Annotated in this window: 9 protein-coding genes; 4 read left to right on the top strand and 5 right to left on the bottom strand. The window is 73.5% G+C overall.

Translation table 11 applies throughout. From position 1 onward, the window contains the following. Positions 1 to 6: 6 nt before the first annotated feature. The gene (locus AC3IX6_RS08560) at positions 7 to 1,026 is read right to left on the bottom strand and encodes a TIGR00341 family protein (RefSeq protein ID WP_489369633.1); all 1,020 of its coding nucleotides are present in this window, start codon (positions 1,024 to 1,026) and stop codon (positions 7 to 9) included. Between the two features lie 182 nt (positions 1,027 to 1,208). Between AC3IX6_RS08560 and AC3IX6_RS08555 the strand changes: the two genes are divergently transcribed. Beyond that, positions 1,209 to 3,713: an MFS transporter gene (locus AC3IX6_RS08555; RefSeq protein ID WP_489369632.1), complete on the top strand. Its 2,505-nt coding sequence runs from the start codon at positions 1,209 to 1,211 to the stop codon at positions 3,711 to 3,713. Positions 3,714 to 3,728: 15 nt separating this feature from the next. Here AC3IX6_RS08555 and AC3IX6_RS08550 read toward each other — a convergent pair whose 3' ends face one another. Further along, positions 3,729 to 4,523, bottom strand: coding sequence for a VOC family protein (locus AC3IX6_RS08550; RefSeq protein WP_489369631.1), 795 nt, complete (start codon positions 4,521 to 4,523; stop codon positions 3,729 to 3,731). Between the two features lie 184 nt (positions 4,524 to 4,707). Here AC3IX6_RS08550 and AC3IX6_RS08545 point away from each other — a divergent pair, with 184 nt between their 5' ends. Further along, a complete protein-coding gene (locus AC3IX6_RS08545; protein WP_489369630.1) occupies positions 4,708 to 5,568 on the top strand; it encodes a sulfurtransferase in 861 nt (286 codons plus the stop codon). 68 nt (positions 5,569 to 5,636) lie between these two features. Here AC3IX6_RS08545 and sepH read toward each other — a convergent pair whose 3' ends face one another. Next, positions 5,637 to 6,653 carry a septation protein SepH gene (gene sepH, locus AC3IX6_RS08540; protein WP_489369629.1) on the bottom strand — a complete coding sequence of 339 codons (1,017 nt, stop codon included), beginning with the start codon at positions 6,651 to 6,653 and terminating at the stop codon, positions 5,637 to 5,639. Positions 6,654 to 7,191: 538 nt separating this feature from the next. Between sepH and AC3IX6_RS08535 the strand changes: the two genes are divergently transcribed. Then, positions 7,192 to 8,055, top strand: coding sequence for a hypothetical protein (locus tag AC3IX6_RS08535; protein WP_489369628.1), 864 nt, complete (start codon positions 7,192 to 7,194; stop codon positions 8,053 to 8,055). 21 nt (positions 8,056 to 8,076) lie between these two features. Here AC3IX6_RS08535 and AC3IX6_RS08530 read toward each other — a convergent pair whose 3' ends face one another. Continuing rightward, complete coding sequence (locus tag AC3IX6_RS08530; protein WP_489369627.1) at positions 8,077 to 9,411, bottom strand: D-arabinono-1,4-lactone oxidase; 1,335 nt, start codon at positions 9,409 to 9,411, stop codon at positions 8,077 to 8,079. After that, positions 9,356 to 10,618 carry an MFS transporter gene (locus AC3IX6_RS08525; protein WP_489369626.1) on the bottom strand — a complete coding sequence of 421 codons (1,263 nt, stop codon included), beginning with the start codon at positions 10,616 to 10,618 and terminating at the stop codon, positions 9,356 to 9,358. The genes AC3IX6_RS08530 and AC3IX6_RS08525 overlap by 56 nt, the downstream gene beginning before the upstream one ends. Positions 10,619 to 10,810: 192 nt before the next feature. On the opposite strand from AC3IX6_RS08525, the gene AC3IX6_RS08520 reads away from it, so the two are divergent. Then, complete coding sequence (locus AC3IX6_RS08520) at positions 10,811 to 11,986, top strand: ferrochelatase (protein WP_489369625.1); 1,176 nt, start codon at positions 10,811 to 10,813, stop codon at positions 11,984 to 11,986. The last annotated feature ends 61 nt before the right edge of the window (positions 11,987 to 12,047 follow it).

Genomic DNA, 12,047 nt, shown 5'->3' with positions numbered 1-12,047 from the left:
ACCGGTTCAGGTGCGGGAGGAGTCGCGGACCGTGCACGTGGCGCTGTTCGCCGGGCACCAGTGGGTGCGGCCGCCGACCAGGTGGAGTTCGAGCGCGGCGTCCCGCATGCCGCCCAGGTCCAGTGCCGCGCGCAGGGCGGTGGGGGCGGGCTGGGGCGGGAGGCCCAGGACGCCCACCACGACGACCCCGTTGCGGGCCTCGACCGAGGCGATCTGCCAGTTGCCCGTGGCGGCCCACCGCTCGGCCACCGGCCGCGCGTTCGCCGCGAGCGCGCGGTCGCGGGCGACGGAGAGGGTGCCCGCGGTGAGCGGTACGGCGACCAGCAGCACGATGGCCGACACCGCGGCCAGGGTCCGGCCGCGGAACGCGCCCACCGCGAGGCCCGCTTCGCCGGCGCCGGCCCGGACCCCGTAGGCGAGGAAGACGACCGTCCCGGTGGCGACGATGGCCGCGACGTTGGTGGCGAACAGGAGCGCGGACTGGCTCGCGTCGTGGAAGCGGTGCGTGGTGATCAGGAGCCCGGTGACGGCCAGGGGCGGCACCAGGGAGATGGCGATGGCCACCCCCGGAAGGGTGTCGGAGATGTCCGAGCGCACCAGGGCGAAGGCTCCGACCGTTCCGGTGGCCAGGGCGGCGACCAGGTCGATCAGCCGGGGGCTGATCCGCGAGGAGACCTGACTGTTCGAGGCGAAGGCGTCGGGCGGCGAGACGAGCCATCCCATCAGCATGCCGATGGCCACCACGGTCAGGGCCCCGCCGAGCACCAGGAGCGCGCAGCGCACCACCTGGTGCCGGTCGGCGAGGACCAGCGCGAGCGCGCTGCCCAGGATCGGGGTCATCAGCGGGGCGACGATCATCGCCCCGATCACGGTCGCCGTCGAGTCCCCGACGACGCCCGCGGACGCGATGACCGCCGCGAGCACGAGCAGGACCCAGAAGCGGGTGGAACTGGGGCTGCGCCAGGCGCGCTCGATGAACAGGGCCGTGGCCATCCGGTCCGCGGCGGTGGCGTCGACTCGTGGCATGACGGCCTGCCCTCATAGTTGATGGAATGTCATCATATGGTCGGTCCTGTCGTATGTGAGGTGGTGGCGGGGTGTCGCAGCCGCCCGCGCCTTCCCGCCGGTTCCACTTCCACTGACTCGCTGACTCCGCGGATTCCGCCGATGCACTCCCATGTGTTGGATAGCTCCACTATCCTCAGCGCGTGGATCAGCTGATCGTCGAAGACCCGACCCGTATCGGCCCGTACCGTCTGATCGCCCGGCTGGGGGCCGGCGGCATGGGCCTGGTCTATCTGGGCCGCTCCGAGGGCGGGCGCACCGTCGCCGTGAAGGTCGTACAGGCCGAATACGCCGGGAACCCGGAGTTCCGCAGACGCTTCGCCCGGGAGGTGGCCGCCGCGCGCCGGGTGGGCGGGAGTTGGACCGCGGCCGTGCTCGACGCCGACCCCGAGGCCGCCGTGCCCTGGGTCGCGACCCAGTACATCCCGGGGCCCGACCTGCACGCCGTGGTCGCCAAGGACTTCGGGCCGCTGCCCGAGCACTCCGTGCGCACCCTCGCCAACCGGCTCGCCCTCGCCCTGCAGGCCGTGCACGAGGCGGGCCTGATCCACCGCGACCTCAAGCCCTCCAACGTCCTGGTCACCGTCGACGGCCCGCGCGTCATCGACTTCGGCATCGCCCGCGCGATGGACAGCCTCGCCGGGGACAGCCTGCTCACCCATACCGGCATGCTGATCGGATCGGCCGGGTTCATGTCACCGGAGCAGGTCCGCGGCCTCGAACTGACCCCCGCCAGCGACGTCTTCTGCCTCGGCGCCGTCCTCGTCTACGCCGCCACCGGACGGCTCCTCTTCGGCGCCGCGGACACCGGCCTGAACGCCCACCTCTTCCGGGTCGCCGAGGAGGAGCCGGACCTGACCGGCGTGCCGGAGGGGCTCGTCGAGCTCGTACGGGCCTGCCTGCACAAGGACCCGACCCGGCGGCCCACCCCCCGGGAGGTGGCCGAGCGTACGGCCGCCGACCAGGCCGGGGAATGGCTGCCGGGCCAGGTTCTGGCCCAACTCGGCCGCCATGCCGCCCAGTTGCTGGACTTCGCCCCCGCGCGACCGGACGAAGCCCCGGCCGCGCCGGCCGACCCCCGGGTCCCCTCCCCGCGCCCCCAGCTCCCTCCGCCGCCGCCCGCGTACGCCCCCACGGCCCCGGCCCACGGCCCCGCGCAGGGCTTCGGACCGCCCCCGGCGGCCACACCCGCCGACGGGTGGCCCGTAGCGCCGCCCGAGGCGGCCGGAGTCCCCGCCGATCCGTACGCCCGGCGCTGGCGGGGCCTGGTCGTGGCCGCCCTGGTGCAGCTGGCGGTGCTGCTCGAAGGGACGGTCTTCGACCTGGCGATGCCTTTGGTCCACACCGAGTTCGGCCTCGGATACGCCGGCATGGACCTGATGTTCGTCACCTACTGGGTGGTGTTCGGCGCGCTGCTCCTGCTCGGCGGCCGCATCGTGGACCGGGTGGGGCGCCGGCAGTCGGTGGTCATCGGGCTGGCCGGATTCGCGGTGGCCTGCGCGCTCGGGGGCGCGGCCTCCAGCTCCGCCATGCTGATCTCGGCCCGCGCCCTCCAGGGCGCCTTCGCCGCCCTGCTGACACCGGCCGCACTCTCCCTGGTGGCCACCGGCTTCACCGACCCCAGGGAACGGGGCAGGGCCTTCGGGGTCTACGCCGCGCTCGCCGGCGGCGGTTCGCTGCTCGGGCTGTTCGCGGGAGGCTTCGCCTACGGCCTGGTCTGGAGGTGGAGCTTCTACGTCGCCGTCCCCATCGCCGTGATCGCCCTGCTCGTCGCCCTGGCCCTGCCGCGCGACCGCCCGGACCCGGCCGGCGTCCGCCTCGACGGGCCCGGTCTCCTGCTCGGCTCCACCGCCCTCGCCGCGCTCGTGTACGGCCTCTTCGCGGGCGGAGCACACGGCTGGACCGTGCCCCTCGTGCTGTTCCCGCTCGTGGGCGGCGCCGTCCTGCTCGGCGCCTTCCTCTGGCAGCAGACCAGGACGTCGAACCCGATGCTCGCGACGCGCCGCGTCCCGGGTGACCGCAACCGGCTCGGCGCGCTCCTCGTCGTGTTCCTGGCCGGCATCGCCACCCTCCTGCTGTTCGCGTTCCTGAGCGTCTGGATCCGGGAGGCCGCCGGCTACTCGGCGACCGGCGCCGCCGGGCTCCTCCTCCCCATGGCCGCCGGAATCCTCATCGGCTCCACGCAGGTGTCCGCAAGGCTGACGCACCGGGTCGCGCCCGGAACCCTGATCGCGGCGGGGATGGTGCTCACGGCTGCCGGACTGCTGATCCTGACCGGCCTCGACGCCGGAGGCGAGTTCGTCCCGCTGGTGCTGCCCGGTTCGATCCTCATCGGCCTCGGCATCGGTCTGGCCTACGTGCCGCTCTTCGACACCGCGACCGCCGGAACCGACCCCCGGCAGGCCGGTGCGACGGCAGGGGTCGTCGGTACGGTCCAGCAGCTGGGCGAGGCCATCGGCGTCATGCTGCTCGCCGTCACCCTCGCCACCTCCTCCACGGCGGACGGCCGGGGACGGCTGAGCGGATACGCGGACACCCTCTGGTGGGCGTTCGGCAGCGTGCTGCTCGCCGCCGTGCTCGCCGCCCTGATGGTCAGGGCCAGGGCGCCGCGGAGCGCCGTACGGCAGCCCGCCGAGCCGCTCCGCTAGGGCGGCCGACCCCGGTCAGCCCCGGCCGCGTACGAGCGTGAACACCGCGCCCTCCGGGTCCGTGACCACGGCCAGCCGGCCGCTCAGGCCCTCGCGCGGCGGCTGGACGATCCCGCCGCCGAGCCGCAGGACCCGGGCGGCGGCCGCGTCGGTGTCCTCCACCTCGAAGTACGTCATCCAGTGCGGCCCCCGGTCGTGGGGCAGGGAGCGGCCGACCCCGTGCACGGCGGCCACCGGCCGGCCCTGCAGCGACAGCGTGAGGTAGTCGAATTCGTCGGCGGCATCGCCCGCACCGGCGTGCGCGCGGGCCTCGTGGCCGAAGACGTGCTCGTAGAACTTCCCGACCGTCGAGGTGTCCTGCGTGACCAGCTCGTGCCACACCGGGGTGCCCGGCCCCCCGGCCAGCCGGGTCCCGAGGTGGGACGCCGCCTGCCAGAGCCCGAAGATCGCCCCCAGCGGGTCCGAGCAGATCGCCACCCGTCCGGCGACCCCGGCATCGAGCGGGCCGACCGCGACCGTGCCGCCGCAGGAGCGGACGGATTCGGCCGTCGCGTCGGCGTCGTCCGTGGCGAGGTACGTGGTCCATGCCACCGGGAGCTGCCGGTCCGGCGGCATCTCGCCGATGCCGGCCACCTCCCGCCCGCCGAGCATGGCCCGGACGTACGGGCCGAGCTGTTCGGGGCCGGGCTCGTACTCCCAGCCGAACAGATCGGCGTAGAACTCCTCGGTGGTCCCGAGGCCGTGCACCATCAGGCTCGCCCAGCACGGCGTGCCGGGCGTGCGCCGCGTTGCTTCCGATGCCTCGGTCATGTCAGCCGTCTCCTCCGTCGTCACGCTCGTGACCCTTCCCGGAGCTGATGCTTCCACTCCGGCGGGCCCGGCGCGCCCCGACCGGCCGGGTTTCACAGGAGCCGGGAGAGATGTCCGGATCAGTGCGGCCCGTCGATGTCAGGCTTGTTACGCCAGGTGTTCGGCGGGGAGCAAAATGGCCCGCATGACTGCGAACCCGCCCCGCTCACCGCTCGTCTCCGCCGCCGATCTGAAGGAGGAGCTGGCCGGCCCGTTGCCGCCGCTGCTCCTCGACGTCCGCTGGCAGCTCGGCGGCCCGAACCTGCGGCCCGAGTACGAGGCCGGACACCTCCCGAACGCCGTCTACGTCGACCTCGACGCGGAACTGGCAGGCCCGGCGGGCTCCGGCGGCCGGCACCCGCTGCCGGATCCCGAGGAGTTCGGGGCGGTGATGCGGCGGGCCGGCGTCTCGGCGGACACGCCCGTGGTCGTGTACGACGGCGGTCTGGGCTGGGCGGCGGCGCGCGCGTGGTGGCTGTTGCGCTGGACGGGTCACCCGCGGGTGCGGGTCCTGGACGGGGGACTGGCCGCATGGAAGGCCGGGGACGGTCCGCTGTCCGACGAGGTCACTCCTGTGAGCGAGGGTGATTTCAAGCCAAATCCGGGTGCCATCGGACTGCTGGACGCGGACGGGGCGGCGGCGCTGGCCCGGACGGGTGTGCTGCTGGACGCACGCGCGGGCGAGCGGTACCGGGGCGAGGTCGAACCGATCGATCCGGTCGGGGGTCACATCCCGGGGGCGCTGTCGGCGCCGACCACCGAGAACACGGGACCCGACGGCCTGCTCCTGGACCGCGACGCGCTGCGGGCCCGTTTCGAAGGCCTGGGCGTGCACGCCGACACCGCCACCCCGGTCGGGGTGTACTGCGGCTCGGGCGTCTCGGGGGCCCACGAGGTCCTGGCGCTGGCGGCGGCGGGCATCCCGGCGGCGCTGTACGCGGGCAGCTGGTCGCAATGGTCGGCGGACCCGTCGCGCGAGGTGGCCGTCGGCGAACTGCCGGGCTAGCGGCAGGACCCCCCCGCCCGGTTTGCGGCGGCGGTGTCCGCTGCCGCCGCAGACCGGGCGGGTCCGGGTTACTCCTGCTTCTTGCGGCGGGTGCCGAAGACGATCTCGTCCCAGCTCGGCACCGCCGCGCGGCGGCCGGGACGCACCCCGTCGGCCTCCGCCTGCCGGTCGGTCGTGCCCGTCAGCCGGTCCCGGTGTCCCGCCACGGTGCGCGGCATCAGGACGTCCGCGTACGCGGAACCCGCACCGGCCGACGCCGAAGCGGCGGGCGGCTCCTCCACCTCCGGTTCCGTCACCGGCTCCGGGACCACCAGGTCGCCGCGGAAGCTCGGTACCGCCTCCAGCAGGGCCGTCAGCGTGTCCCGCTCTTCCTCGGGCTCCTGCTCCGGCGGGGGAGCGGGCGCTGTGGGGCGTTCCATCTGGCGGTCGAGCGCCCGGTCCAGCGGCCGGTCGCGGGGCAGCCGCGCGATCCTCGGCACGAACGGGAAGCTCGGCTCCGGGGTCGCCGGCAGATCGTCGGACTCGCCGATCAGCGAGCGGGCCTCGTCGTCCACGGCCACGACCAGCCGGCGCGGCGGGTCGTACGTCCAGCTCGCCGAGTGCGGTTCGCCCGCGACCCGGTAGACCAGCAGGACCTCCCAGGTGCCGTCGTCGCGGCGCCAGGAGTCCCACTGGACGGATTCCTTCTCGGCCCCGCGCAGCGAGAGCCGTTCCTGCACGGCCTCGCCGAGCTGGGGTCCGGTGTTCTCGCCGGGCCGGCGCACGGGGGTCTTGCGGGCCCGCTCCGCCATGAACGCGCGCTCGGCGAGCACGGGGCCCTCGAAGCGGCGTACGCGGTCGACGGGGATGCCCGCCATCTGAGCGACCTCCTCCGCGGAGGCACCGGCCCGTATGCGGGCCTGGATGTCGCGGGGGCGGAGGTGGCTCTCCACCTCGATCTCGATCTGGTTCAGGCGCGCACGGTCGTTGCGCACGGCAGCCCGGAGACGCTCGTCGATCGGAAGCGTGTACTCCGTGCTGTCCGCAGCCTTGAGCACCAGTCGTGTGCCGTCATTTGAGACGGCCACGACACGCAGTTCGGGCATGGGGACCTCCCGGGTGGTGCCTGCCGACGTCACGTGCGTCGCTGCTTCCGCTAGTCGAGTGTGGCCTGCCCGGGTGCAGCCTGCCACTACCTTGCCGAGTTAAACCGGCGTGTCGGGCATGCGCCCTTGATCGCTGTTATGGCACGGTTACCTGTTGGGCACGCACAGTGACCGAACGATTACTGTGCGCAGCAGGATCCCGTGCAAAACCGCGGCATCGCCGGTCTCGAGTGCCGTTTTTCCATCAGCCGGCCCCCTCTCCCGAGTCCGGACATCCGAAAGGAAGGACGGCCCCAGGGCTCGCCACAGTACTCCATTCGGGCCACCTGGGTGGACCGCCGCGCCGCCGAACTTGTCCCGGACGGCGGGAGTTGGGCTGCCCTGGATCGGGTCCGCATCCGGCCGGACCTGCGCGTGCGCCCGTTTTCGGGTGTCCTGCTTCACAGAATCTCCGGAAACGGAACTATCCGTTTCGCTGATGTGTCAGTAACGGGAGAAGGCGTTGGAGCGCGAGGGGCAGGACACGCAGGGGATGGCGATGGGTCAGAAGACGGTGCTGGACGTGGAACCGGAGCAGGAGAAGGAGAAGAAGAAGCTCGACCTGAGTGCGGCTCAGGTCGCGGGCTCCTCCCTCGCCACGGTCGCGGCGGCCCTGCTGGCCTCGCAGATGGGCGTCTACGGGACCATCCTCGGCGCGGGCGTGGTGAGCGTGGTGGCCACCGCGGGCGGACCCGTCATCCAGCACTTCTTCCGCCGCACCGGCGACCAGCTCCGCGAGACGGCCCGGCCGAAGGCCCGTCAGGTCCCCGTCGACGGACCCGGGTCCGCCCCCGCGGGGCGGGCGCCGGACGGCACGATGCTGCTGGGCACCGTCTCCGCCGGCGGCCCGCCGCCCGACGAGGAGTTCGGCGCGGGCACGGTCCACGGCACCCGGATGCGGGGCTGGAAGCGGACGGCCGTGGCCTCCGGCGCGGCCTTCGTCATAGCGCTCGGCGGCCTGGGGACCTATGAGGCGGTGGCCGGCACCTCGGTGAGCGCGGACGGCAAGACGCTCCTCACCGGCGGCGTCGGAACGGCCCGCGACCACAAGCCCGACCGGCCCGAGGACCCGTCGGGCACGGGCACCGGCGAGAAGGGCGGGAAGAGCCCGGACACCGGGAACTCCCCGAGCCCCTCGCACTCGAACGGCAACCACACCCCGAAGCCCGACCCGGACCCCTCGGGCTCCCCGGACCCCACCCCGACCCCGACTCCGACGCCCACGCCGAAGCCGACCCCGACCCCCACGCCGACTCCGACTCCGACGCCCACGCCGAGCACCGGCAAGCAGACACCGGACGCCGGCACGGGCAGCGGTACGGGCACCGGCACCGGCACCGGCCAGGAGTCGCAGACCCCCTGAGGCGGCCCGGGGGATCAGGGCTCAGTCGCCCAGGACGCGCCGCAGGTAGTCGTTGCCGAAGACCCGGTCCGGGTCCAGCCGGTCCCGGAGCGCGGTGAACTCCCCGAAGCGCGGGTACACCCCGGCGAAGTACTCCGCGTCCCGCGTGTGCACCTTGCCCCAGTGCGGCCGCCCGCCGTACTCGGTGAAGATCCGCTCGGCGGCCGTGAAGTAGGCCTGGTACGGGGTGCCCTTGTACATGTGCACCGCGATGTACGCGCTCTCGCGGCCCGAGGCCGTCGACAGGGTGATGTCGTCCGCCGGAGCCGTCCGCACCTCCACCGGGAAGCTGATCCGCAGGCCGGAGCGGTCCACCATGGCCTTCAGCTCCCGCAGTGCCTCGACGACGCGCTCGCGCGGAAGGGCGTACTCCATCTCCACGAACCGCACCCGGCGCGGGCTGGTGAACACCTTGTACGGGATGTCCGTGTAGGTGCGCGCCGACAGGGCGCGGCTCGCGATCCGGGCGATGGAGGGGATGGCCGCCGGGACGGCGCGGCCGAAGGAGTTGACGGCCTGGAAGAGGCCGTTGGACAGCAGCTCGTCCTCGACCCAGGCGGAGACCGCTCCGGGCGGGGCGGCCGGGCCCTGGCTGCGGTTGTTGCGCTTGGTGTTGCAGTTGCCGGTGTGCGGGAACCAGTAGAACTCGAAGTGCTCGTTCTCCGCGTGGTGCCGGTCGAACTCCGCCGTCACCCGGTCGAAGCTCATCGGCTCCTCACGGGCGGTCAGGAAGAAGAGCGGCTCCACGGCGAAGGTGAGCGAGGTGACCACGCCGAGCGCGCCGATGCCGAGGCGGGCCGCCGCGAAGACGTCCGGATTCTCCTTCTCGGAGCAGGTGAGCAGCTCCCCGTTCGCCGTGACCAGCTCCAGGCCGCGGATCTGGGCGGCGATGGAGGCCGAGTCGCGTCCGGTGCCGTGGGTGCCGGTGCTGGTGGCGCCCGAGACCGTCTGCTCCATGATGTCGCCCATGTTGGTGAGCGACAGGCCCTCCTTGGCGAGGGCCAGGTTGAGGTCCTTCAGGACCGTGCCCGCCGCCACGGTGACGGTCCCCGCCTCGCGGTCGATCGCCTGGATCCCGGCCAGCGCCTGCGGGCGGATCAGTACGCCGTCGGTCGCGGCGGCCGCGGTGAAGGAGTGGCCGGTGCCGACCGCCTTCACCTTCAGCCCGTCCCCGGCGGCCCGGCGGACCGCCTCCCGGAGCTCCCCGACCGATGCCGGGGTGACCACGCGCGTCGGCGTGGCGCTGATGTTGCCCGCCCAGTTATGCCACGCGGCGGTCCGTGTCCCGCTGCTGCCTGCTGTCCCCGTCGTCGCCATCGTTGGAAGGCTCCTCCCCTTGCGCCGGCCTCGTCAGCCGGCGGTAACCCGCGAACGCAACCGCCGCCGCGGCGGCCCCCGCCGAGATGGAGACGACGTACCCGGTCTTCGCGCCGGCGGCGTCGATGACCCAGCCGGCCACGGAGGACCCGAGCGCGACCCCGACCGCGAGCCCGGTGCCCGTCCAGGTCATCCCCTCGGTCAGCTTCGCGCGTGGTACGTGCGCCTCGATCAGGGCCATCGTGGTGATCATCGTGGGAGCGATGGCGAGGCCCGAGACGAAGAGCGCCACGGCCAGAAACGGAAGGTTCCCGGCCAGTAGGAGGGGGATCATACTCACGGCCATCGCACAGATGCCCAGCACCCACCTGCGTTCGGCCTTGCCCTTGAGGTGCAGCAGGCCGAAGACGATGCCGGCGAGGCAGGACCCGACCGCCCAGACGGCCAGGATGAAGCTGGCCCACGCCTTGTGCCCCTGTTCCTCGGCGAAGGCCAGCGTGACCACGTCGATGGAGCCGAAGATGGCCCCGGTGGCCACGAAGGTGGCCACCAGCACCTGGAGTCCGGGGGAGCGCAGCGCCGAGGTCCGGTCGGAGTCCTCGTCGCGCGGGTGCGGGGCCGGCTCGGTGGCGCGCTGCGCGGTCAGCCACCACACGCCCACCAGCAGGCAGACCGCGGCGACCAGCGGGCCCGCCTCGGGGAACCAGGTGGTGGAGAGCCCGATGGCGAGGATCGGCCCGAAGATGAAGCAGACCTCGTCCAGGACGGATTCCAGGGAGTACGCCGTGTGCAGTTCGCGCGGCGAGTCCCGGTAGATGGCCGTCCACCGGGCCCGGATCATCGCGCCCACGCTGGGTACGCAGCCCGCGAGCGCGGCGAAGACGAACAGGGTCCAGTCAGGCGCGTGGTTGGCCGCGCACAGCAGCAGCCCGGAGATGGCGAGGATCGCGAGCAGGCTCGCCGGGCGCAGCACGCGGCGCTGGCCGTACTGGTCGACCAGCCGGGACACCTGGGGGCCGATCCCGGCGGCGGAGAGCGCGAGGGTGGCGGTGAGGGCGCCGGCCAGCGAGTACCGGCCGGTGAGCTCGGAGATCATCGTCAGGATGCCGATGCCGACCATGGAGAGCGGCAGCCGGCCTATGAGGCCGGCCGCGCTGAAGCCCCGGCTCCCGGGGGCGGCGAAGATCGCGCGGTAGGGACTGGGCAAGGTGCCCTCCGTAAGGGACGTCATTGGCCCATACAGGTTACGGCCGCACCCAACCCGCCCGCGCGGGGAGGAATCCGGACGGCGGCCGAAGGGCCCGCACTCCGGGCCGGGCGGTGCCGTACTCCGGGCCGGGCGGTCCCGGGGGACGGGCCTGTTTTCCGCGGGACGGCGGCGGGTGGCAGGATTCGAAGCATGTCTGACCAGCTCCGCGCCTGCGCCCCCGGCTCGGCCGAAGGCCCCGCCGCCCCCTACGACGCCCTCCTGCTGCTGTCCTTCGGCGGTCCCGAGGGGCCCGACGACGTCGTGCCGTTCCTGGAGAACGTCACGCGCGGCCGCGGCATCCCGCGCGAGCGGCTCAAGGAGGTCGGGCAGCACTACTTCGGCTTCGGCGGCGTCAGCCCGATCAACGGCCAGAACCGCGAGCTGCTGGACGCCCTGCGCAAGGACTTCGCCGGGCACGGGCTGGACCTGCCGGTCTACTGGGGCAACCGCAACTGGGCCCCGTACCTGAACGACGTGATGCGCGAGATGGCCGCCGACGGGCGCCGCCGCATCGCGGTGCTCGCGACCAGCGCGTACGCCTCGTACTCGGGCTGCCGGCAGTACCGCGAGAACCTCGCCGACGCGCTAGCCCTGCTGGTGGAAGAGGGCGTGGCCGAGGCGGACCTGCCGAAGGTCGACAAGCTGCGGCACTACTTCAACCACCCCGGCTTCGTACAGCCCATGATCGACGGGGTGCTGGCCTCGCTGGCCTCGCTGCCGGAGGAGGTCCGTGCCGGGGCGCACCTGGCCTTCACCACCCACTCCATCCCGAACGCCGCGGCGGACGCCTCCGGCCCGGCCGGGGAGCACACGGCCGACGGCGAGGGCGGGGCCTACGTCAAGCAGCACCTGGACGTCGCGAAGCTGATCGCCGACGCGGTCCGCGCCGAGACCGGCACCGAGCTGCCCTGGGAGCTCGTCTACCAGTCGCGCAGCGGCGCCCCGCACATCCCGTGGCTGGAGCCGGACATCTGCGACCACCTGGAGGCCCTGCACGAGTCGGGCGCCCCGGCGGTGGTCATGGTGCCGATCGGCTTCGTCTCGGACCACATGGAGGTGCTGTACGACCTCGACACGGAGGCGACGGCGAAGGCCGCCGAGCTGGGGCTGCCCGTCGCCCGCTCGGCCACGGTCGGCGCCGACCCCCGGTTCGCGGCGGCGGTACGGGACCTCGTGCTGGAGCGGGCCGCGGCGGAACGCGGGGAGGCAGTGGAGCGCTGCGCGCTCGGGCTGCTCGGCGCGAGCCACGACCTGTGCGCCGTGGGCTGCTGCCCGGCGCGCGGGCCCCGGCCGGCGGCCGCGGGCGTGGACAGCCCGTACGCATAGCCGCCGGCGTGCGCAGCGAAGTCCGTACGAGAAGTCCGCAGAAGTCGATGAACGGGAGCCG

The organism is Streptomyces sp. GL_141, assembly GCF_057834385.1.
The sequence above is the reverse complement of the archived record's forward strand: the minus strand, read 5'-3'. Positions and strand labels throughout refer to the sequence as shown.

Excerpts from the sequence above, each read along its gene's own strand:
- AC3IX6_RS08560 (WP_489369633.1), bottom strand. The coding sequence starts at position 1,026 with ATGCCACGAGTCGACGCCACCGCCGCGGACCGGATGGCCACGGCCCTG.
- AC3IX6_RS08550 (WP_489369631.1), bottom strand. The coding sequence starts at position 4,523 with ATGACCGAGGCATCGGAAGCAACGCGGCGCACGCCCGGCACGCCGTGC.
- AC3IX6_RS08545 (WP_489369630.1), top strand. The coding sequence starts at position 4,708 with ATGACTGCGAACCCGCCCCGCTCACCGCTCGTCTCCGCCGCCGATCTG.
- sepH (WP_489369629.1), bottom strand. The coding sequence starts at position 6,653 with ATGCCCGAACTGCGTGTCGTGGCCGTCTCAAATGACGGCACACGACTG.
- AC3IX6_RS08535 (WP_489369628.1), top strand. The coding sequence starts at position 7,192 with ATGGGTCAGAAGACGGTGCTGGACGTGGAACCGGAGCAGGAGAAGGAG.
- AC3IX6_RS08530 (WP_489369627.1), bottom strand. The coding sequence starts at position 9,411 with ATGGCGACGACGGGGACAGCAGGCAGCAGCGGGACACGGACCGCCGCG.
- AC3IX6_RS08520 (WP_489369625.1), top strand. The coding sequence starts at position 10,811 with ATGTCTGACCAGCTCCGCGCCTGCGCCCCCGGCTCGGCCGAAGGCCCC.